Below are 22,267 nucleotides of genomic sequence, written 5' to 3' on the forward strand. Positions count from 1 at the left end.
GGCCTTGTCAACCGTGCTGTCGCAGATAATCCAGCAAGGCCCCCTCGGACATGGGCCGGGCGTAATAATAACCCTGCACCACATTGCAGCCGTGGACCTGCAAAAAATCGATCTGCTCGCGTTTTTCCACCCCTTCGGCGATCACGGTCAATCCCAGACTGTGGGCCAGACCGATCACGGCGCGGATGATCACCGCATCCTCCAGATCCTCGGCGCAGTTGCGCACGAACGATTGATCGATCTTCAAGGTGTCGATGGGAAAACGCTTCAAATATTTCAGCGAGGAGAAACCGGTGCCGAAGTCGTCGATGGAGAGCCGCACCCCTACCTCGGAGAAGGATTTGAGCTTGACCAGGGTTTCGACCGCATCCCCCATGGCGATGCTTTCGGTCAATTCCAGTTCCAGCCAGTGGGGTTCCAGACCGCTGGTGGCCAGGATTTCCGTAACCCGGGCGACAAAATCCGGCTGCTCGAACTGGATTCCGGAAAGATTGACCGCCACCCGAAACGGCTTGATCCCGGAAGCAAACCAGCCCATGGCCCGCTGACAGGCATCCGCCAGCGCCCAGTTGCCCATGGGAATGATCAAGCCGGTCTCTTCGGCCAACGGAATGAACTCCCCCGGAAAGACCATGCCGTAACCCGGTCGATTCCAGCGGATCAACGCCTCCACCCCGGCGAGTTTGCCGCTGGCCAGATGGATCTGAGGCTGAAAATACAACTCGAACTCCTGACGTTCCAGCGCCATGCGCAAACTGGTCTCCATGCGCATGCGGGACATGGCCCGGGTGTTCATCTCGTTGCGATAAAACTGAAAATTATTGCGTCCCCGCTCCTTGGCATGATACAGGGCGGCATCGACGTTTTTCATCAAGGTTTTGGCGTCCTCCCCGTCCAGAGGATGCACCCCGATGCCGATGCTCGCGCCGACGAAAAATTCCACATCATGGATCACGAAGGGGGTACGCATGGCCAGCAACATGGTTTCGGCCAACTGGGCCACGGATTGGGAATCTTCGGTCTTGGGCAGGATCACCGCGAACTCGTCTCCTCCCAGACGGCTCAGATTGCCCCGCCCCCCCAGATGCGTGGCCAGGCGACGGCTCACCTCCACGATCAGGGCATCCCCCACATCGTGGCCCATGGTCTCGTTGACCACCTTGAACCGATCCAGATCCAACAGCAGCACCCACACCATGGTGCCCAGATCCCGGGCCTCGTCCAGCACAAACACCAACCGTTCGTGAAACAGATGACGGTTGGGCAGGTTGGTCAAGGCGTCGTGACCGGTGACATACAGCAGATTCTCTTCGGACTCCCGCAGCGCGGTCAGGTCGGAAAACACCGCGATGAAGTTTTCCACGGATCCGCCGGGGGCGAAGACCGCCGAAATGTTGGCCCACTGGGGATAGATGGTGCCATCCTTGCGCCGGTTGTAAAACTCCCCCTGCCATTGACCATTGGCCAGGAGTTCATTCCACATCTTCTCGTAGAAATCCTGGGGATGGCGGCCCGACTTGAGCAGGCTCATCCGGCGTCCCACGGCTTCGTGATCGGCATAACCGGTGATGTGGGTGAAGGCGGGATTGACCGACTGGATCACCGCATGGGCATCGGTCACCACGATCCCCTCGCCGGTATTGTCGAACACCCGGGCCGCCAGGGAAAGTTTATGTCCGGCCTCGATGTTGGCCAGCAGATAGTGAACCCGGTTGCGCAAAATGGCCCAGTGGATCGGCTTGGTGATGAAGTCGGAGGCTCCGATTTCAAAGGCGCGATCCACGGATTCGTCGTCGTTGAGACCGGTGATCATCAGCACCGGCACATGACGGGCATCCGGTCGTTCCTTCAGACGCCGACAGGCCTCGAAGCCATCCATCACCGGCATCTTGGCGTCCATCAGCACCACGTCGGGCATTTCCCGGTCCAAGGCTTCAGTGACCTGGGCCCCATTGGCGAACGTGCGGGTCAAATAACCGTGACGCTCCAGAAACCGGCACAACATCAACCGGGTGACCGGATCGTCATCCACCACGAAAAAAAGCGCTTTTCTGACCAGATCCATCTCAACCCCCCAGGGGTTTGAACGGATCGGGCGGTACGGCTTGCAGTTCGATCAGCTCAGCGGAATGGGTGGCGTCGTCGTAGATCATCGCCGTAGCCCGTTGCCCGAAGCCATGCAGGGTTCCGGGATTGAGCACCAGGGTCTCTCCTTCCATCCGGTTCACCGGACGATGGGTGTGACCGGTGACCACCAACCGGTATCCCCCTCCCACAATCAGGGAATCCCGCAATCGGGCCACCGTGCCATGATACAAAGCGATGCGTCCCGCTCCCCCCGGAGCCCCCAATTCCAGAAACTCCCCTTCCAGGCGCCCACCGATGCGGGCAAACGCCCGGTGCAACCCGGCCCGTTCGCCATCGTTGTTGCCAAAAACCCCCCCCACCTCGAATCCGACCATGGTCAGAATCGTGGCCGGACAGACACAATCTCCGGCGTGCAAAATCTGCGTCACTCCCCGCTCCCGGAAACACGCCAAGGCGCGGGACATGTGTTCCAGATGGTCGTGAGAGTCGGAAATCAAACCAATTTTCATAACAAAATCCACCATGTATCCCGTGTGCCCACGCCTGCCCCGGCGCATCCATCCCGTGTGCCCGGCATGTTACAAGATCGCGACGCGCCCTGGCAACCAACCGCCTAGAACCCAGGCCATCTGCCGGATTCATCCACGCCCACCCGTCCCTCTCCATCCACCGGTCCCAGCACCCGCAGCAGATTGACCAGGCGCGGATCGGATGGATCTTTCAAAACCACCGTGCCCCGGACCCGATAGCGGCCATCCGGCTTGACGCCCGCCGTCAGACGCACCCCCCAGGGACCCGCCAGATCCTGCACCCGCAACAACATTCCCCGGGCTTCGTCCCGGCCCGCCTCGCCCCGCAGATCCCCCAACTCCACCCCCAAAGGCGCACCGACGAACACCCCACGGGCCTCCCCCCGACCCCGCAAGGCCACCACCCCCAGCCGGTCGGCCTGAAACGTCTCCAGCGTGGCGTTCACGGTACCCCGACTGCCGGGAGGAATCAGGGGCAGCACCCCTTTCAACGCCTCCACCGACAGGCTCACCCCCGCCTTTTCCACGAACACCGACGACATCCCATCCAGCCCGGCCCGTCCCCAGGCCCGCAGGCCGGAATCCTCCCGACCCACGACAAAATCGATCCCGCCCCGCCCCTGGACCAACAAACCCGGCAGGAAATGCCAGCTTCCCGGTCCAATGCGGGCCGATCCCCACTCCAGGGAGGCGAACTCCCCGGACCAGACCGTGCCGACAAGCCCGCTCAACCGCACCGGAGCCACCCAGGGGGCCACCCGCTCGAAGGCCCAACGGGCCGGCATCTGGATTGCCAAAAACAGCCCGTAACACACCACGCCGAACAGCGCCTGCCAACGCCAGAGGGTCATCGCTCCGCGCCACGGGGCGGCCCCGGTCGCTCCGGCCACGCCAACACCACCCGGGAACTCACCTGACCCGGACTCTCCTCCCGATCCAGGGTGATGTTTTCCGCCCTGGCCCCGTGCCGGGACTCCAGTTCACTCAGCCACCCCATCAACCCCTCGAACGTCACCTTCTCGAACCACAAACGCACCCGGCCCGACCCTTCCGGCTCCACCCGCCGCAACGCGCCACCCAAGCCCCGCTCCCGGGCGGTACGGTCCGCCAAAGCCAGCAGGGATTCTCCGCCACCCGCACCGCTGCCACCAGCCGCCGACGGTTGGGCCGTGACTCCCGCCGCCTTGAGCCGGGTCACCTCCTGGGCGGCATTTTTCATCCAGGCCAAAGTCGCGCTTTTTTCCTCCACCACCCGACGGCGTCCCTCCAGCCACTCCAGCCCCGGCTCGATCACCCACATTTCCACCAGCAACGCCGCCAGCACCACGCCTCCCCCCACCACCACGCGCCGCTCCCGGGAGGCCAGAGAGGAGAGTCCACGGGCCGGCCAGGTCAACCATCCAGGCCACCTCATGGGGATTCCACCTTGAGCCGGGCCGCGATCCCCTCGCCTTCACGACTGGCCGACTGGATCCCCACCGCCAGACCACTCCCTTCCATGCGCTGCTTCAAGACATCCAACCGTTGCAGATCCGGCAAACGCACCATCAACTCCAACTTCCCCTCGCCAAAACGGACCCCGTTCAAGACACTCTCCGGAATCTCCCGCAACGCCTTGCCGGAACGTCCAAACACCGACAAAAACCCTTTGTTGCCTTCGGTTCCCCGCCCTCCCCCCTTGAGACTTTCCAACTGCTGGGTCATCTGCACCTTGGGATTGACGATACGCTTGACCTCCGGAAAGCTCTCCCGGAACACCCCCTGAATGGCCCGATCCAGCTCATCGGCCCGCTGTTCGAGTCGGAAGGCTTGCAGACCCGCCTCACCGCCCCGCATCAACAACCAGATCAACAGCAGCACCAGGGTGGGACGCAATGCCCGCACCATCCCCCCCATCCGACCCGCACGGGCAAACCGCCCCTGGGCCAGATCGAGGCCACCGCCCGGTCGATCATGGGCGGCCAGCACGGTCAAAGGATCCCCGGCAAACCGATGCCACATCACCACGACTCCCAAGGCGGCCAATGACGCAGGGGGCTCTTGCCGCTCCGGATCCAACCACACCTCCAGCCGCTCCGGTGGCGGCACAACGCCATCCGACAACGCCAACCCCAAAGCCACCGCCAGATTGGCCGCATCCACCCCAAACCCGGCGCACGCCCCGGTGCGCACCCAGGCGATCTCCGGGGTGAGCAGCACGCTCCAGGCTCCAGGCTCCAGGGGCAGCAGCAATGGGGCCGGCAACACGGCTTCGGGTTCCAGGCCCGCTCCACGCACCGGTTCCAGCCACTCCTCCAGTTGCCGCAACGCCACCACGGCCACCGGCAAACCTCCGTCGGATTCCCGCTGGCCCAAGGCAAAATGTAACTGTTCCACCGGCGCGGACAGAGACTCTTCCAGCAGATAAGGCACCGCCTTGAGCAAATCCCGCTGCCCGGCCTTGGGAGGAACCACCCGGGTCAACAGCACCTCTTCTCCCGGCACCACCAGCACCACCCGCCGACCCGCCATGGTCGCCACCTGGGACAACGGATCCCGTCGCGCCACCCGCGCCCCGTCACCGGGAGCGGTCCAGATGACACGCCCCTCGCTGTCCGGCGGCAGACGCATGAGCCATCTTTCACCCATGTCGTTTCAGAACCACCCGGCCCAATGGATGCATCGCTCCATGTCAGGTTCCTTGCAATAATAAAGGGTACCACCCGATTTCCGGGCCATTCCGGCCAATCCGCCGGAAAAGAAAACACATTATCCAGCCAGGGTCCATTTGTCGAGTCCGGGAGAATTTTTCTGCCTGCATGGTGTATCGTCTGGATCGGATCTGGTGCATAATAAAAAAAAGAGGCTGTCGCAAACAGCCCGTCAACCCTCACGCACCCTAAGGAATTCTTGATGAAGCATCTCTCCCTTCTTGCCGGCTCCGCCCTGGCGCTCGGCTGTCTGTCGATCCCGGCGGCCATGGCCGGAGACGCCGCCGCCCCCCTGAAAACCAACAAGGAACGCTACAGCTACGCCGTGGGCCAACAGATCGGCACCCAGGTGCAACCCCTCACCGACAATCTGGACTCCCAGACCTTCATACGCGGTCTCAAAGACGTGCTGGAGAAAAAGCCCCCGGTGATGACCCCGGAACAAATGACCCAGGCCAGAACCGAATTCCGCGACGTGCTGCAAAAGGACATGGAACAAAAGAACATGCAATCCGCCGAAAAGAATCAAAAGAAGGGAACGGCATTCCTGGCGGAAAACGGCAAGAAGCCCGGCGTCACCACCACCGCCAGCGGTCTGCAATACGAAGTTCTGACCCCCGGTTCCGGCCCCAAACCCAAAGCCACGGATCAGGTCAAGGTCCACTACCACGGCACGCTTTTGGATGGCACGGTGTTCGACAGCTCGATTGTACGCAAAGAGCCGGTCACCTTCCCGCTGAACCGGGTGATCCCCGGCTGGACCGAAGGGGTACAGTTGATGCCCGTGGGCGGGAAATACCGTTTTGTCATTCCGTCCAAACTGGCCTATGGCCCCAAGGGCGCGCCCCCCAAGATCGAACCGGAATCCACCCTCATCTTTGAAGTGGAACTGCTGGAAATCGTAGGCGACAAGGCCCCGGAGAAAAAATAACCGGACTCAAAAAAACAGCGCCACGGGATCCGGTGACTTAAAAAAAGCACCGGATCCCGTCCGGATTGCGGTTTGGCGTGAAACGGTTTGCGTTTGCTCACCCCTTCGACATCACCGGCGTCCCCCCACCCCCCAAGGGCAGGCGACCATGGAGCAGATCCAGGAAGGAGTTCTTGCCCAACGGCGGGCTGAAGAAAAAGCCCTGCACCTCGTCTCCCCCCTGTTCCTTGAGAATCTGGATCTGCTGATCGCTTTCCACCCCTTCCACCACCACATGCAGGCCCAACTGCCGGGCCATGGAGAGAATCGCGGAGGTGAAGGCGGAATTGCGACCATCCGGGGTGAGATCCCGCACAAAGGAGCGGTCAATCTTGATTACCTGAATCGGCAGGCGCTTCAGCAAGGCCAGGGATGAAAAGCCGGTGCCGAAGTCGTCCATGGCGATGGAAATGCCCAGATCACGCAATTGATTCAAAGTGTTGGAGGCCTGTTCCGGATTGCCCACCATCATGCTTTCGGTGATTTCCAGTTCCAGATTGCCCGCCGGAAAGCCGGTTTCGTTCAAGGTTTCTTCGACCATCTGCACCAGCCTCTCCCCATCCCGGAACTGCAACGCCGACAGATTCACCGCCAATTTCAAATTGGGGAATCCCTCCGCGATCCAGCAGACCGCATCGCTGCACGCGGTACGCAGCACCCAGGCTCCCACCCGGGTGATCAAACCGCTGCCTTCGGCCAGAGGAATGAACTGCTTGGGAAACAACACCCCCTCCCGGGGATGATCCCAACGCACCAAAGCCTCCATGCCGGTCAGACTGCCGGTGGTCAGACGGATCTTGGGTTGATAATCAACAAAGAATTCATCATTCTGAAAAGCCAGTCGCATCTCCCCTTCCAGGGTCATGCGGTGATGGGCCTGACGATCAATCTCCTCGGAAAAAAAACGGTAGGCATTGCGTCCCGACTTCTTGGCCAGATACATGGCGGAATCGGCGTTGCGGGACAGGTCATGGGGCGTGGCCCCGTCCGAAGGAAAGATGCCGATCCCCACGCTGCCGGAAATGGCGACCTGCTGACCTTTGAGGGTGAAGGGGGTGGAGAGCTGTTCGAGAATTTTGCGGGCCACCAGTTCGGCCATGGATTCGTGCAGAATGTCGGACAGGATGATGGTGAACTCGTCCCCCCCCAACCGGGCCACGGTATCGGACTTGCGCACGACCCCTTTGAGACGTTTGGCCACTTCCACCAGCAAGGTATCCCCCGCGTCGTGACCCAGGGTGTCGTTGACCCACTTGAAACGGTCCAGATCCACAAAAAGCAACGCGAAATTCCGCTCCCGCCGCTCTCCCATCAGCACCGCCTGTTGCAGACGATCCTGGAAAAGCTTACGGTTGGGCAGACCGGTCAGGGCGTCGAACTCCGCCTGTTCCCGCAGTTGGGTTTCCAGGCGTTTGCGTTGATGGATCTCTTCTTGAAGCTGTGCATTGGTCTTTTCCAAGGCGTCCCGCTGCCGCTTGAGGGACAAATGGGCCGCCACACGGGCGCGCACCGCGGCCGGGTTGACCGGCTTGGTGAGAAAATCCACGGCTCCAGCTTCAAATCCTTGGGTTTCGGCTTCGATGTCGTTCATCGCCGTGACTAAAATCACCGGAATGCCCCGGGTGGCATCCTGATCACGCAACCACGAACAGACGGCATAACCGTCGATTTCGGGCATCATTACATCCAGCAAAACCAGATCCGGCAAATTGACCAGGGCACTGTCCATGGCTTCACGACCACCGGTGGCAAACAACACCCGATAATCCCGTACCAATATATTGCCCAATAAACGAATATTATCCGGGGAATCGTCCACAACCAGAACAGTAGGCATGGATCCGGTCATCTCCATGGCGAAACTCCTTTTCTTTCAGATATCCAACTGCTGAATCAACGCATCGAGCCTCTTGCGGGCCTCCTGAATCTCCAACCGGTCAAGATGGACCTGCAACTGAGCCAGACTCTCTGCGAATTCGGGAAATACAGCCAGTTCTTGCCGCATCAACTCAAATTGTACGTCACATCGTATATCCCGCTTTTCCAACAACATGCCCAATTCCCGCGCCAATTGCAACAAGTTTCTTTTATCAATCAATCGTACTGATTCTTCTTCACCGCAGGCATCATCCGGCTGCATGACGATCGCGGATCCGGCTTCCAACAAGACCCGCTCCAGGGCAACGCCCAAGGCCGGCATCAGGATGGCAAGCAGACCGGATTCACCGCCGGGTTTCAAGGCGAGCTCCAGGCTGCCCGCCAACCCCGCCAACTCCCCGGCATCGATGTTGGCCGCCGCCCCCTTGAGCTTGTGGGCATACTGCATGGCCTGCTCCGCATTCCCTGCGTCCAAAAATCCTTGCAGGGTCGCCATCCCGTGGGCGAACTCCCCCAGGAAATGGACCAGCAAACGGCTATGCAACACCACATCCCCCTCGCACCGGGCCAGCCCGTTCTCCTGGTCGATGGCCGGCCTGGATGATCCGGACGCTTCGGTCCCGACCTCCACCACCGATGCCACCGTTTCATCCGGAATGGCAGGGGAAACGGTACAGGCATCACTACCCCACTGAATCATCTTGGACAACAGCAGACCCACCTCGATGGGTTTGGCCAAATGATCCCGCATGCCGGCGGACAAACAGGCTTCCACATCCCGCACCATCACACTGGCGCTCATGGCCACGACGGGTGGGGAGCCGGGATGGGCGGAAAGCCGACGGGTGGCCTCCAGGCCATCCATGACCGGCATCTGCACATCCATCAACACCACCTGGAAATGGCCTGTCGGAGCCGCCAGCACCGCGTCCAGGGCCTGTTGGCCGTTGCAGGCCGCCACCACCACCATACCGCGTCTTTCCAGGATCTCTTGGACCAGCATCACATTGTCTTCCAGGTCGTCCACCACCAAGACCCGTTTGCCGCGCAACCCCTCCACCCCCGACGGATCAAGCAGACGAGAGCCGACCAAGGCCCGCACCACCGCCTTGCCGAACCGCTCCATGATGGCGTCGAACAGAGCGGAAGGGATCACCGGCTTGTGGACAAAACTGCGAATGCCCAATGCCCCCACCGCGCCCATGACCATCTCCCGCTCGAACGCCGACACCATGATGATCGCCGGGGTTGCCGCGATGACCTCATCCGCGAGAATGCGCCGTGCGGTTTCGACCCCATCCATCCGGGGCATGGCCCAGTCCAGCAGAACCAGCTCCACCGGCCCCTCCTCTCGGGCCGCCTGACGCAACACCCGGATGGCCTCCTCTCCCGACTCCACCGCCTCGCTGACAAAATCCAGGGTGGTCAACAGACCACACAGAATCTCCCGGGAGACCCGGTTGTCATCCACCACCAGCACCCGTCGTCCCCGCAGATCCCCGGGCAACACAAACCGCTTCGCCCCGACGTGGCCCAACGCGAAACGGGCGGTAAACGAGAAGCGACTCCCTTTGTTCGGGGTACTCTGAATGGAAAACACACCCCCCATCATCTCCACCAGATTGCGGCAGATGGCCAAGCCCAGACCCGTGCCACCGTATCTGCGGGTGGTGGAAGTGTCGGCCTGCTGAAACGGTTGCAACAGTCGCTCCGTCTGGGTCGGGTCAAAACCGATGCCGCTGTCTTGCACGGAGAATTCCAGATCCACCCATTGGGGGTCCGAGGCGAGCCGTTCCACCGCCAACACCACCTCCCCCTGCTGGGTGAACTTGACGGCGTTGTCGCACAGATTGCCCAGCACCTGCCCCAGACGCACCGCATCTCCCTTGAGATTCCGGGGCACATCCACCGGCACCGAAACCAGCACCTCGATGCCGGTTTTCAGGCGGGCCTTGGCGAGCATGCCATCCGTGACCCGTTCCAGCACCTGACACAGATCGAACGGATTGAGCTCCAACTCCAGCTTGCCCGCATCGATCTTGGAAAAATCCAGAATGTCGTTGATGATGCGCAACAACGCATCCGAAGCCGAACGGATTTTCTCCAGATAACCCTGCTGCTTGGCGTTCAGTTCGGTCTGCAAGGCCAGATAGCTCATGCCGATGATGGCATTCATGGGGGTTCGAATTTCGTGGCTCATGTTGGCCAGAAACTCCCCCTTGGCCCGGTTGGCCAGACGGGCCTGCTCTTCGCTGCGTCGCAGTTCGTCTTCCATCAATTTCCGGTCGGTATTGTCCCGGGAGACCACCACGATCCCTTCCACCACCCCATCCCGCCGCAAATGGGGAAAATAGGAGACATCCATCCAGCGACGCCCCACCGCCGAAAATTCAAACCACGCCTGAAAATTGATGGATTCCCCTTTCAGACAGCGTTCCAGATTGCCGCGAATGCGCCCAAAGGTCTCATCCCCCAACAGTTCCCGCACCGAATGGCCCACAATGTCCTGGCGTCGCAATCCATGACTGGTCAAATAGCTGTTGTTGACCGCGCGATACACATAATCCTGCCCCAAAAAGGCCATGTGATCCCGGGAAGCGGCCACAATGGCGGCAAACTGCCGCAAGGTCTCCTCCACATGACGGCGTTCGGTCTGATCCAGCAGGATCAACCGATGTTCCACGATCCGGCCCGACTCGTCGACCTTGGGGGAGACCGACAGACTGGCCCACAGAATGCCCCCGTCACAACGCTTCAGGCATACCTCCCGATCCCGCTCGCTGGGACCCGACAACAAAAACGCCACCGCAGGATCCGCCGCCAACTCCGCAAAATTCACGCCTTCCGGCCCGGAAAAGTCATACCCGAACATCTCCGCAGCAGCCCGGTTGCCCCGCAGAATCCGTCCATTGCCCGCGTCCACGGACAAAAAGGCCACCGGCGCGTTTTCGTACAGATCCCGCATCAGCAGTTCCGACTCCCGCAGGGTCGCCTCGGCCCGCATCCGGTCGCCGATATCCCGCACGATGGCCAGATTGTACTCCCGCTCCTCGAACTCCATGTAGTTGGCGCTGATCTCCACCGGCAGCCCATCCCCGGATTTGCGTTTGATTTCGGTCTCAAACACCAGGGTGCGTCGTGCTTTCAGCTCGCGCCAATGCAGGGGCCACAGATGACTGGGATGCTCCGGATTCAGATCCGAGGCGGTCATGACCATCAATTCTTCCTGGGTAAAACCCAACCGGTCCAGCACCGATTGATTGACCCGCAGAAAATGACCATCGGGATGAATCCAGAACACCATGTCGCTGGTGTTTTCCAGGGAAGCCTGGGCCAGACGGGCCTGACCTTCGGCGCGTCTTTTTTCCGTCAGATCGTTGTAAACCGCCACCACCTCGCCGGAATCCAAACGATAGACGAAATTTTCCATCCAACCCCGATGGTATTCATCCTGATAATAGCTCACCGGGTGGTAGACCGATTCCCCGCTCCGGTACACCCGTTGAAAGACCTCAAACAGTCCGAACTCCCGCACCCCGGGAAAAACCTCGGTGGCCCGTCTGCCGATCACCCGCAAGGGGTCGGCGTTGCTGATGCGCACGCCGGCCTGATTCATCTCCTTGACGATGAAGTCCTCCCCGTCGTCGATCGCCTCGTAAACCGCCACCCCGCTGGTCATGGTGTTGAACAAGGCCCGATAGCGACGCTCGTTGATTTGCAGCGCCCGTTCCAGATGACGCTGCTCCTCTTGTTCCCGAAGATGACGCATCCCCTCGGCCATCTGACCGGCCAGTTCGCTCAGGAGTTCGGTTTCGGTATCGTCGAAGGCATCGGGGTGGGCGGCGTAAAGATTGAGGGCGCCGATGGTCACCCCATGGATTTTCAAAGGCAAGGCGATGCTGGCATGAAATCCCTGCTGAATCGCCCGCTCACGCCAGGGGGTACAGCACTTCTCCTGACAGAGGTCGCGGGTGACGCTGGGACGACCGGTACGGATGGCGGTTCCGGTGGGACCATCCCCCAACGGACACGGAGACCAGGAGAGGCCCGCCTCCCGGGGATAACCGGGGTCGCATCCATGGCTGGCCACGGGTCTGACCTGGTGTTGGGGATCGGTTTCCGCCAGTCCCACCCAGGCGAAACGATAACCGGTCTCTTCCACCAGCACCCGGCAAAGCTGTGCGAGGGCCGTGGCCTCTTCGGAGGCGACGGTGAGAATCTCGGAAAAACGCAAACGGCTTCTCAGGGCACGGTTGATCTGCGCCAGCCGTTTTTCGCTGGCGCGCCGACGGGTGATGTCTTCCTGCACACCGATATAGTGGAGGATGCCGCCCTTGGCATCAAACACCCGCCCCACCGCCACCGAAGACCAGTAAGGCTCCCCGGACTTCTTGCGGCTGACCAACTCCCCACGCCAGGGCAGATCCGGAAACAACGTGCGGGCATTGGGTCCAGGCAGGATGGCGTCTTGCATGCCGAAGCGTGTCAGGCCGTCGGGTTGACCGATCAACTCCTCCCGGGCATAACCGGTCAGTTCGACAAAACGGGCATTGACATACTCGATGACGCCGCCCGCATCGGTGATGATCACCGCGGCCGGTCCTTGTTCCACGGCCACAAAAAGCTTCTGCATCTCGATGGTCTGGCACTCCAGCGAGGCCATGGTGCGTTTGGCGATGATCAGGATCACCGCCACGCTCCAGATGGCAAACAAAGAGTAGAGCCGGTTGAGTACCACCAGCCACACTGGCGCCACCCCCACTGGCGAAAGCAGATATCCCAATCCCACCAACACCGAGGTAAACAATGCCATGGTGATGATGGTCTCCCGTCCTCCCCGCATCCACCATCCCAGCAAAATCACCCCCAGATACAGCACCCCATCGGCGGAACCAACCGGCAGGATGTAATCCACCACGAAGATAATCCCGCTCAGCAACGCGGCCAGCCCAGGCAAAGCCAACCGTTGCCACCTGCTGGCGGAAAAAACCATATCCGGACTGTGCGTCGTCATCGTTCCCATCCCATACCCCTGAAGGAGCGAACCGCTGGAAAGCCGAACCCATACAATAGAAAAAATATTGCGAAACAAAATTATCTTTCTGACATTTTTTTGTTGATTTTGCACTGCGGCATGAATTAGGATAGATCCCAACGATAACGACCTGATATCAATCCAAGGAGATCACTCCATGAGACTCGTACTCACCAACGGCAACATCATCGACCCGGAAAGCTGGTCCCTGCTCAAAAAAATCCGTTCCGCCACCCGGACCCCGGCGATCCCCTTCAAGGCCCGCCTCCTCGGTCTGCTCTCCGAACTGGTGACGGCTCCGACCGCTCCCCAAACCGAGGCCGCCCCGGTTTCCCTGCGCCTCGCTCCGCCGCCCGTCACCCTGACCACCCGGTTCATCTTCTGGATGGAAAAGGCTTTGATGGGTGCGTTGCTTGCCCTGTGGTCCCTGGCCATCTGGGTGATGTTCGACGGTTTGCGCCTGCTGTTCTTCTGATCGCCACGCCTCAAAAATCCCGCTTCACCCCTCCCCAGCCCCGCTGCCGATCCCGGCACGCGGGTGACCGCCAAAGGATTATCACAATTCACTGATATTGCCAATCCACGAAAATTCCGCCACAATGACCGGATGCGTCTGTTCTCCTTACCACGTCCCGATCTGACACAAAGGAAAATTCAATGGACAAAAAATATGTCGCGGCCGCCCTGGGGATGCTGCTCTTCACCATGACCGGTTCCATTCAGGCTGCCGAACCCCCGGAACAAAAACCCTTCTCCAAAACAGAGTTGGATCGTTTTCTGGCGGACTATCCCGGATTCACCGAGTGGCTCAGCAAACAGCACGCGATGTCGCCCATGTCCCGGAACAATCCCTGGGTGATGTCCGGCCTGCGTTTCAATCCGGCGTTCAGCGCCCAACTGACCGAAAAAGGATGGAATCCGGATCGTTTCTTTTATTTGCTCAATCATGTCAACACGGGTCTGATGTTGACTTCGGCGGAAAAAGATCAGGCGGAAGCCCAGGCGCGTATGGCCCGTGAACAAAAAGAGTTTGAAGAGCGTACCGCCCAGAATCAACAGAATTTACAGCAGGAGATGAACGCGGGCCAGGCACGCCTGGAGGCCCAAATGAACGCGCAGAAAGAACAAATCCGCACCAATCCCCACATTCCCCCCCACGAGAAACAACGCATCCTGGACCAGATGAGCCGCCACGCCACCGGGGCCAATCCGCCCCTCCTGGATGCCAAGGCCCAGGCGGAAGCGGCCCAAAAGCAGCAGGCCAACTGGATCACCGCCCAGGAGCAGGCCATTCGCACCAACCCCTACATGCCCCCCATGCAGCGTCAGCAGGCTCTGGCGCAACTGCAACAGACCCGCCAGTCCATGCAACAACAGCAACAACAACAGGCCGCCGCCATCGCCAAACCCCTGAACCCCGCCGCCACCCAGGCCGAAATGATGGCGACGCACCAGAAATGGTTTGAAAATCAAAAACAGGCCCTGAACAACAATCCCGCCATTCCCGCAGACCAGAAAAAACGCCAACTGGAGCAGCTCCAGGAGTCGGAAAAGCACTTCAAGGCCTCCCTCCAACAGGCCAAAACCCCGACGCCCCTCCTGCCACCGGAAGAAAAAACGTTGATCGAAGCCAATCAGCAACGTCTGTCGGAACTGTTTTCCAGCAAATAGATAAGCTAACCGGCAAGCGGTTCGCGTCACCAACGTGGCGCGAACCGCAGACTGTGCGGTCCGCGGTCACCCGTCGGTCTGCTGGTTCAAAAAGGCGTCGAGAGCCTTGCGTACCGGCGCGAAATTCAACCGTACCTGATTCAACGCCTGACCGGCCTCGTTCCAGTTCTGCGCCTTGATGAACTCGTGCAACTGCCGGGTATGGGGCTGCAACTGGGGGAAAATGGTATTGGCCATGCTGCCCTTGAGCACATGGGCCGTGGCCCGGGCAGTCTCGTACTCCCCGAGGCGCAGGTCCCGTTCCAGACTCTCCAGCAACTCCGGAATCTGATTGACCAGCAATCCCGCCACATCGCGGAAATCCTCCTCCGGCAGACCAATGGAATCCATGGCGCCCAACAGGATCTCCAGATCGGTTTTTTCCGTCACCACCACCGGACCCGCCGGCAGAGCGGTCGCCGACGCCACCACCGGGGTCACCACCACCGGCGTCAGATAACGTTCCAACACCCCCTTCAACTCTCCCAGGGTGACCGGCTTGGAAAGAAAATCGTTCATCCCCACCACCTCCCCCCGCAAACGACTGCCGGAGGTGACATTGGCGGTGAAGGCCACAATCGGTACCGGGTTCAACTCCCGTTCCCGTTCCCATTGTCGAATCAGACGGCTCGCCTCATAACCGTCCATGCCGGGCATCTGACAATCCATCAGCACCAGATCGAAATCCTGCTCGATGAACCGTTCCACCCCCTCCCGACCATCCCTGGCCCCCACCACCCGCGCCGCCTCGCACCCCAACCGCACCAGCATGCCACGGGCCACGGTCAGATTGGCGGGATGATCATCCACCACCAAGACCCGGGCATCGTAACGATCCGGATCCGGCTCCCGCCGCACCGGGAAGGGCACGCCACACACCTGACCCTCCTGGGTGCTGGACAGCCATTCGATGGCCGAACGCAACCGTTCGGCGTTCACCGGTTTTTTCAGACAGATGGCCACCCCCGGCAATTCGCTGGCGTGATCCCATCCCTGATCCAGCAGATCGGTCAACAGAATGAATTTCCAGGAGGATTCCACATCCCGCAAGGCGCGACAGGCGATCCGGCAATCCTGACCCGGCTTCTGGTTCAACAACACCAGATCATACGGATGCCCATCCCCCTTGGAACGACGCAACACCTCCAACGCGGTTTCGACCTCGGCCACGAAATCCAACCGGGAACCGAACAATGCAAACACATCCTCCAGAAACAGCCGCTGCAAACCGTCGATCTCCACGCCCAACACACGCAGATTCCGGAACACCCCCCGCCCCAGATCCTCCTCCACCGCCTCCGGCTGACGATTGAGACGAATGGTGAAATGAAACACACTCCCCGACGGGGCGTAGGGATTCTCATCCACCCCGATCTCCCCCCCCATCCGCTCCACCAACTGCCGACTGATGGCCAATCCCAATCCGGTGCCCGGAATCAGACTCTGATGCCCTTCGGCCCGGGCGAACAGATCGAAAATCCGTTCCCGCTCCTCCTCCGGCACTCCCGGTCCCGTATCCCGCACCTCGAACAGATACTCGGTCTGTCCGCCTTCCGCCGGACCGATCGGTCCCCCATGCAGTTCCACACTGCCCCGCTCCGGGGTGAACTTGATGGCGTTGCCCAATAAATTGGTGAAAATCTGTCGCAATCGGTTCACATCCCCCCGCACCGCCGTATGCATGCCGTGGGGGAAAAAGGGCGTCAACTCGATCTCCTTGGTATGGGCCAGGGTGGCCAGGGTCAGGGCGGATTCGTCCACCAACGCCCGCAAGTCAAAATCCACCTCGTCCAAAACCAGCCGATCCGCCTCCATCTTGGAGTAGTCCAGCACATTGTCGATCAACGCCAGCAAGGTCTTGCCCGATCCGTAGGCCAGCCGGACCTGCTCCTTGCGGTCATGATCCAACGACGCCTCCCGCAACAGCTCCAACATGCCCAGCACCACATTCATGGGGGTACGGATCTCATGGCTCATGATCGCCAGAAATTCACTCTTGGCATGGCTCTCCACCAAGGCCCGATCCCGCTCCGCCACCAGTTCCGCCGTGCGCTGCGCCACCTGTTCTTCCAGCAGGCCCGCCAACTCCTCCCGATCCTGACGCGCCCGATCCAGCCCGGCTGCCAGTTCCGCCACCGGTGCCGATCCCAAACGGTGTCCCATCCACCATCCCGCCCCCGCCGCCAGCAGGGCCAAACCCCATGGCCAACCGCCCGCCACTCCGGCGACGATCACCCCCACCCCGACTCCCGACCACCGCGCCATGCGCCCGAATGACCCTGTCATGCCCACTTGCCAGCACTCCCAGACACACAGAACACGCCCTTCATGCCATGCATCGACATACCCGGGTCACATGAAATACCGCTCATCAAATTTCACCACCTCTTCCAGAATCTCCACGCTGGCAGTCGTCAGTTCCTCCGGCTCCCTGGCCCGTTCCAAAATCCGCAGCAACCGCAACATGGACATCCAGGACTCCAGATGGGCATGATCGATCTGCGCCGCCACCACCGACAACGATTGCATGGCCAACAGGGTATCCCGGGCAATCTGTTGCAACGCCGCCGCATGCTCCCGGGTCAGACCTCGGGCGCGCAGGGTCTCGATTCCCATCCGCACCACATCCGGCGACGGCAACATCCCGCCCCTGTCCCGCGCAGACAACGGAGCCTCCGGCAAACAACCGTCCACAAAAGGAGCCAAAAAACTGCGCAAGGTGAACTTCCAGGCCCGTCGGGTATCCACCGTGGCACGCTTTTCATAAAAGGCGAACAGCACCACCAGAAAACCACCCTGCATGCAAAAACCGATCAACTGGGGCAACAAGGTCCGGGTGACACTGGTTTCGGAATAAAGCCACAAGGTCAAAAAGGGAGCCGCCGCGAAAAATACCACCAGAAAAAACAAATAAAACAGAAAAAACCCCTTCAACCAGGAAATTTTTTCTCCCACAATCGGAACGCGCATGTCTGCCCTCGTCACCCAGAGAAAGATTCGTTAAACCATTATCCCATAGTGCCAAACTTGCACCCGTTTGACCATCGAAATCCATCCGTCAGGATCACGAATCCAGCCGGGAGGTGTCCAGCAACACCACCTGAACCCGATCTCCCAGGAGAATCACCACCCCCTCGCGAATCAGGTGTTCGGCCTCCAGATAACGAAATCCGTAGATGCGCCGCAGCCGCCAACGCCCCTGTTCATCCCGTTGCAGCCCCGTGGACTTGATCGACACGGTATCATCCAGCCACCGCACCTCATTGGCCACACAGGCGTACCGGGCCTCATCCAGCGCCAACTCCCTGGCCCGCATGGACGCATGCCACGCCCATGCCAACCCCGCCAGGATCCAAAAGGCCAAGGTTTCCACTTAAAGAACCTGACGCCAACAGGCATTCCACACCACAAGACGCAGATTCTCAGGCAAGTTCACCAACAAAAACTGCCAGAACTCCTCGCCAAGGTGCCAGCCCAAACGAGAATAGGGTCGATGAGGTTCTCGGGCGTTCCGAACGCTTGTCAATACAGAGTCAAGCTCTTCACACAGAATTCGCTCACACTCTTCGTCGGATTGTTCCGGATGTTGCTCATTCCTCCTGAACCACCTGACCAAACTGTCCCGCAAACGTCTGCGGAACCGATCAACCACCTTTTTGCGTTCAATCGTCAATTCTTCCCGATCCAATCCGCACACCCGAATGGTCTCTTCACCTCTCACGCTGCCGGCCCTGGCCCGGATGGTGCCATCCGGGTGAAAAGTCAAATGCTCTGCCGGCTCGTCCCATTCCGGATGCAGCAGCAATGCCCGTTCCGCCAGAAAATCCACCGAACCGGCGCTCCACGCCTTGAAATCCGCCTGCGGTTGTACCACCCGCTCCCCTTGAACAGGAAAGCGATCCGATTTCTTTCGATTGCATCGTTCGCAACTCAGCACCAGATTGCTCCATTCATAGGCCAACCAGTAATAAATCGCATGGGGACGATAGTGGTCCACCCGTGGCGAGGATCCAGGCTCGATCTTGGTTTCGCAATAGGCACACTTGCCGTAATAAAGCTCTCGAAGCGCCGTCAATACGCTATCATGGCGATAAAGATGATCGGAGACACGATGATTCTCACCCTCTCTCAACAAACGATCCCGTGTGGAACGAGCATTGGCGGAGGTCAGACCAGCCGGCACATCCGAATTCTTCTCAACCCGAATCATGGGGAATCCTGGGGGCAACCACTCAAACGGGCCAGGAGGGCCGCCTGCTCATGAGCGAAACGGTCCAGCAATCGCTTCTGCTCCCGCTGCCGTTCGATCTCGGCAAAAGAGTCCTCAGTCTCCAAAAGATCCATAGATTCCAAAGACGGATTCAGGATAACATCCAAATCAAACAAGGGTGAGGTCAACAAGGCATTGGGAAGGAGCCTGGTCACATCGATATCCAACCGCTCCACCCGCGTGCCATGTTCCGCGTCGCGGATGACCCGCAAAAAAACCGATCCTGCCGGCGCGCCCATGAATGGCAAAACGCTATGAGTGGTAGCGATGAACTGTACGCCAGGAAACACCTCGGAAAGCTTGCGTGGAAACTGCCTCTGCCACTTGGGGTGGAGATGGGCCTCCAGTTCGTCGATCAACACAATACCAACATAGTCCTTTGGATCCTCCACCCCGGGCTGACCGTCCGCAAAACGAATCAACAGATCCCCGATCATGGCCAGGATGCTCTTGTGACCCGCCGACAGGTGATGGGCTGGAACCGGCACTCCCTTTTCAAGATAAGACACCTTGCTGCCATCCAGTTCAATTCTGTCCACGTTGGGCATCAACGCAGCAAGCAAATCCATACGCCGCCGATTGCGCGCCTGCAATACTGGATCACCCCTCGCATCCAACTCCAAATCCTTGAGCCACCGCTCCACGTTGTAAAGTGGTCCACCCTGATTCAGAAGATTGTCAATCTGCATCGTCTTCTTACGTTCTGCCGACATCTCACCTTGGATGCTGAGACGTGATGCACCGTAACCAAAAATCTGATCAGAGCAAGACACATCTCTATCATGAGACACAAGACAATCAAGATTATCATTGTCAATATCTAAAGACCTGCCACTATAATTATTTCTGTCCGCTCCGAATTGGCACGACAATATGCGCCCCAGGCTTGTTTGAATCTTTACATTTACCAAAAATTGAGAATTTGTTTTCTCATGCCAAGAAAAATTCCAATTCGTATTATACATGGCAATCGCCAACGCCTGCAACAATGATGTCTTGCCATCCCCATTCTCGCCAGTCATCATAATCCAGGGCGCATTCTGCGGAAGATCCCTGATTACAGTATGCTGCACGCACTGGAAATTGGTGATCTCAAACTCTTTGAGTGAAAGCGGCAGATTGCGGTTTCCTTGATCATTCACGCCACGCACTCCTTGACTATTGCCCCGGATCCGTCCATTGACGACCGGACATGCGAAAAAATTTCTCCAACCCTCAAACTTCGCGTATCATAGCCGATTCACGTCCCTTTCAGAAAAGGTTTCCAAAAAAGAATATGGCTTTGATCGGCACACACCATGTGAAGGTATCGTTCGGTGGTCCTCCGGTTCTGGAGGACGCGGCGTTCTTCATGGACAAAGGAGAGCGGGTCTGTCTGGTGGGTCGCAACGGGTCGGGGAAATCCACCCTGTTGCGTCTGCTGACCGGCACCGTGCAACCCGACGAAGGCGAGGTGGTGCGCTCCAAGGGGATCACCGTCGCCAGCCTGGATCAGGAGGTGCCGGGCCTGATCGCCGGAACCGTCCGGGAGGTGGCCACCCCGGATCCATCCCTGGTCCACGATGTCGACAGTCCCCGATTGGCCGCGAGCCTCGAAGAGATTCTGGCCCAGTTGGGCTTGCAGGCGGATCAGCCGTTCGCGGAGCTTTCCGGGGGACTCAAGCGTCGGGTGTTGCTGGCCCGCGCCCTCGCGGCCCAGGCGGACGTGCTGCTGCTGGACGAACCCACCAACCATCTGGACATGGCCACCATCGAACAGTTGGAAGGAATCCTCAAAGCCTATCGGGGGGCACTGCTGTTCATCACCCATGACCGCATGTTCGTGGATCGTCTGGCCACCCGCATCCTGGAACTGGACCGGGGCCGCCTCACCGACTGGCCGGGCAGCTATCAAATCTATCAACAACGCAAAGAGGCGGCCCTGGAGTCGGAAGCCACCAGCAACGCCCTGTTCGACAAACGGCTGGCCCAGGAGGAGGTGTGGATCCGTCAAGGAATCAAGGCGCGCCGCACCCGCAACGAAGGCCGGGTACGCTCCCTGGAAAAGATGCGCGCCGAACGCCGTGCCCGACGGGAACTGGAAGGCCGGGTACGCATGCGCGCCGAATTGGCGGAGCGCTCCGGCAAACTGGTGGTCGTGGCCGAAGAGGTGAGCTACGCCTATGATGAAATCTTCTACATTCAGCGTCTGTCCACCGTGGTGCAGCGGGGAGACAAGATCGGCATCATCGGCCCCAACGGCTGCGGCAAAACCACGCTGCTGAATCTGTTGTTGGGTCGGCTGACTCCCACTTCCGGCAACATTCACCTGGGTACCAACCTGGAGGTGGCCTATTTCGACCAGTTGAGAGCCGGACTCGAAGAGGAGAAAACCGTGGCCGACAACGTGGCCAATGGGCGGGAGATGGTGAGCTTCGGGGGACAGAATCGCCACATCATCAGCTATCTGCAAGACTTTCTCTTTCCGCCGGCCCGGGCGCGTTCTCCGGTCAAGATCCTGTCGGGCGGGGAGCGCAACCGGTTGCTGCTGGCCAAGCTTTTCCTGAATCCCGCCAACATCCTGGTCATGGACGAACCCACCAACGATCTGGACTCCGACACCCTGGATCTGCTGGAAGAGCTGCTGGCCCAATACACCGGCACGTTGCTTTTAGTGAGCCACGACCGGGCGTTTCTCAACAATGTGGTGACCAGTTGTCTGGTCTTCGAGGGAGAACGGGGAGAGATTCGCGAATACGCCGGCGGCTACGACGACTGGCTGTCCCAACGCCCGCCCCCACCCGCGCCGCTGGTGGAAGCCCGCACCGCCATCAAAAAATCCACCCCCAAGCCACCCCCTCCACCCAAAAAACCGGCGGGACTCTCCTTCAAGGAGCGGCGGGAACTGGAACAACTCCCGGCCCGCATCGAATCCCTGGAGTCCGAACAACGCCAACTCCACGCAACCATGGCCGACCCCACCTACTACCGCCACCCCCCGGAACGCCTGACAGCCGATCAGGCGCGCCTGGGGGAGGTGGAAAAGGCGTTGGAGGAGGCGTACCGGAGGTGGGAGGTGTTGGAGGGGGGACAAGGAAAAGCCTGAATGGAATCACC

General features: G+C 59.8%; 16 protein-coding genes. 4 read left to right on the forward strand and 12 right to left on the reverse strand.

Annotated elements, in window-relative coordinates:
• Window positions 1–7: 7 nt before the first annotated feature.
• The 5 genes from HQL98_01545 to gspL form a co-directional block, all read right to left on the reverse strand.
• On the reverse strand, window positions 8–2,065 hold the full coding sequence (locus HQL98_01545) for an EAL domain-containing protein (protein MBF0270744.1): 2,058 nt from the start codon (window positions 2,063–2,065) through the stop codon (window positions 8–10).
• 1 nt (window position 2,066) lies between these two features.
• Complete coding sequence (locus tag HQL98_01550; protein MBF0270745.1) at window positions 2,067–2,597, reverse strand: metallophosphoesterase family protein; 531 nt, start codon at window positions 2,595–2,597, stop codon at window positions 2,067–2,069.
• 104 nt (window positions 2,598–2,701) lie between these two features.
• On the reverse strand, window positions 2,702–3,508 hold the full coding sequence (gene gspN / locus HQL98_01555) for a type II secretion system protein N (protein ID MBF0270746.1): 807 nt from the start codon (window positions 3,506–3,508) through the stop codon (window positions 2,702–2,704).
• Window positions 3,466–4,032 (reverse strand): type II secretion system protein M, encoded by a 567-nt coding sequence (locus tag HQL98_01560; GenBank protein ID MBF0270747.1) that lies wholly within the window; start codon window positions 4,030–4,032, stop codon window positions 3,466–3,468. Before HQL98_01560 ends, gspN begins: the two co-directional genes overlap by 43 nt.
• Window positions 4,029–5,246, reverse strand: a complete 1,218-nt coding sequence (gene gspL / locus HQL98_01565) for a type II secretion system protein GspL (protein MBF0270748.1) — start codon at window positions 5,244–5,246, stop codon at window positions 4,029–4,031. The genes HQL98_01560 and gspL overlap by 4 nt, the downstream gene beginning before the upstream one ends.
• Window positions 5,247–5,510: 264 nt before the next feature.
• On the opposite strand from gspL, the gene HQL98_01570 reads away from it, so the two are divergent.
• On the forward strand, window positions 5,511–6,239 hold the full coding sequence (locus tag HQL98_01570; GenBank protein MBF0270749.1) for an FKBP-type peptidyl-prolyl cis-trans isomerase: 729 nt from the start codon (window positions 5,511–5,513) through the stop codon (window positions 6,237–6,239).
• Between the two features lie 97 nt (window positions 6,240–6,336).
• Here HQL98_01570 and HQL98_01575 read toward each other — a convergent pair whose 3' ends face one another.
• Both HQL98_01575 and HQL98_01580 read right to left on the reverse strand, forming a co-directional pair.
• Window positions 6,337–8,133, reverse strand: a complete 1,797-nt coding sequence (locus HQL98_01575; GenBank protein MBF0270750.1) for an EAL domain-containing protein — start codon at window positions 8,131–8,133, stop codon at window positions 6,337–6,339.
• An 18-nt stretch (window positions 8,134–8,151) separates the two neighbouring features.
• A complete protein-coding gene (locus HQL98_01580; GenBank protein ID MBF0270751.1) occupies window positions 8,152–13,170 on the reverse strand; it encodes a PAS domain S-box protein in 5,019 nt (1,672 codons plus the stop codon).
• 178 nt (window positions 13,171–13,348) lie between these two features.
• On the opposite strand from HQL98_01580, the gene HQL98_01585 reads away from it, so the two are divergent.
• Together HQL98_01585 and HQL98_01590 are read left to right on the forward strand one after the other, a co-directional pair.
• The gene (locus tag HQL98_01585; GenBank protein ID MBF0270752.1) at window positions 13,349–13,666 is read left to right on the forward strand and encodes a hypothetical protein; all 318 of its coding nucleotides are present in this window, start codon (window positions 13,349–13,351) and stop codon (window positions 13,664–13,666) included.
• Window positions 13,667–13,848: 182 nt separating this feature from the next.
• The gene (locus HQL98_01590; GenBank protein ID MBF0270753.1) at window positions 13,849–14,862 is read left to right on the forward strand and encodes a hypothetical protein; all 1,014 of its coding nucleotides are present in this window, start codon (window positions 13,849–13,851) and stop codon (window positions 14,860–14,862) included.
• Window positions 14,863–14,928: 66 nt separating this feature from the next.
• Here HQL98_01590 and HQL98_01595 read toward each other — a convergent pair whose 3' ends face one another.
• The 5 genes from HQL98_01595 to HQL98_01615 form a co-directional block, all read right to left on the reverse strand.
• Window positions 14,929–17,166 (reverse strand): response regulator, encoded by a 2,238-nt coding sequence (locus HQL98_01595; protein ID MBF0270754.1) that lies wholly within the window; start codon window positions 17,164–17,166, stop codon window positions 14,929–14,931.
• An 87-nt stretch (window positions 17,167–17,253) separates the two neighbouring features.
• A complete protein-coding gene (locus HQL98_01600; protein ID MBF0270755.1) occupies window positions 17,254–17,871 on the reverse strand; it encodes a hypothetical protein in 618 nt (205 codons plus the stop codon).
• Between the two features lie 94 nt (window positions 17,872–17,965).
• Window positions 17,966–18,274, reverse strand: coding sequence for a DUF3301 domain-containing protein (locus tag HQL98_01605; protein MBF0270756.1), 309 nt, complete (start codon window positions 18,272–18,274; stop codon window positions 17,966–17,968).
• Window positions 18,275–19,111: a TIGR02646 family protein gene (locus HQL98_01610; protein MBF0270757.1), complete on the reverse strand. Its 837-nt coding sequence runs from the start codon at window positions 19,109–19,111 to the stop codon at window positions 18,275–18,277.
• A complete protein-coding gene (locus HQL98_01615; GenBank protein ID MBF0270758.1) occupies window positions 19,108–20,313 on the reverse strand; it encodes an AAA family ATPase in 1,206 nt (401 codons plus the stop codon). Before HQL98_01615 ends, HQL98_01610 begins: the two co-directional genes overlap by 4 nt.
• Window positions 20,314–20,447: 134 nt before the next feature.
• On the opposite strand from HQL98_01615, the gene HQL98_01620 reads away from it, so the two are divergent.
• Window positions 20,448–22,256 (forward strand): ATP-binding cassette domain-containing protein, encoded by a 1,809-nt coding sequence (locus HQL98_01620; protein ID MBF0270759.1) that lies wholly within the window; start codon window positions 20,448–20,450, stop codon window positions 22,254–22,256.
• The last annotated feature ends 11 nt before the right edge of the window (window positions 22,257–22,267 follow it).

The organism is Magnetococcales bacterium, from assembly GCA_015231755.1.
Classification (GTDB): domain Bacteria; phylum Pseudomonadota; class Magnetococcia; order Magnetococcales; family Magnetaquicoccaceae; genus Magnetaquiglobus.

Excerpts from the sequence above, each read along its gene's own strand:
- gspL (MBF0270748.1), bottom strand. The coding sequence starts at position 5,246 with ATGGGTGAAAGATGGCTCATGCGTCTGCCGCCGGACAGCGAGGGGCGT.
- HQL98_01575 (MBF0270750.1), bottom strand. The coding sequence starts at position 8,133 with ATGGAGATGACCGGATCCATGCCTACTGTTCTGGTTGTGGACGATTCC.
- HQL98_01545 (MBF0270744.1), bottom strand. The coding sequence starts at position 2,065 with ATGGATCTGGTCAGAAAAGCGCTTTTTTTCGTGGTGGATGACGATCCG.
- HQL98_01595 (MBF0270754.1), bottom strand. The coding sequence starts at position 17,166 with ATGGCGCGGTGGTCGGGAGTCGGGGTGGGGGTGATCGTCGCCGGAGTG.
- HQL98_01590 (MBF0270753.1), top strand. The coding sequence starts at position 13,849 with ATGGACAAAAAATATGTCGCGGCCGCCCTGGGGATGCTGCTCTTCACC.
- HQL98_01620 (MBF0270759.1), top strand. The coding sequence starts at position 20,448 with ATGGCTTTGATCGGCACACACCATGTGAAGGTATCGTTCGGTGGTCCT.
- HQL98_01550 (MBF0270745.1), bottom strand. The coding sequence starts at position 2,597 with ATGAAAATTGGTTTGATTTCCGACTCTCACGACCATCTGGAACACATG.
- HQL98_01560 (MBF0270747.1), bottom strand. The coding sequence starts at position 4,032 with ATGAGGTGGCCTGGATGGTTGACCTGGCCGGCCCGTGGACTCTCCTCT.
- HQL98_01600 (MBF0270755.1), bottom strand. The coding sequence starts at position 17,871 with ATGCGCGTTCCGATTGTGGGAGAAAAAATTTCCTGGTTGAAGGGGTTT.
- HQL98_01570 (MBF0270749.1), top strand. The coding sequence starts at position 5,511 with ATGAAGCATCTCTCCCTTCTTGCCGGCTCCGCCCTGGCGCTCGGCTGT.
- HQL98_01580 (MBF0270751.1), bottom strand. The coding sequence starts at position 13,170 with ATGACGACGCACAGTCCGGATATGGTTTTTTCCGCCAGCAGGTGGCAA.
- HQL98_01585 (MBF0270752.1), top strand. The coding sequence starts at position 13,349 with ATGAGACTCGTACTCACCAACGGCAACATCATCGACCCGGAAAGCTGG.
- HQL98_01610 (MBF0270757.1), bottom strand. The coding sequence starts at position 19,111 with ATGATTCGGGTTGAGAAGAATTCGGATGTGCCGGCTGGTCTGACCTCC.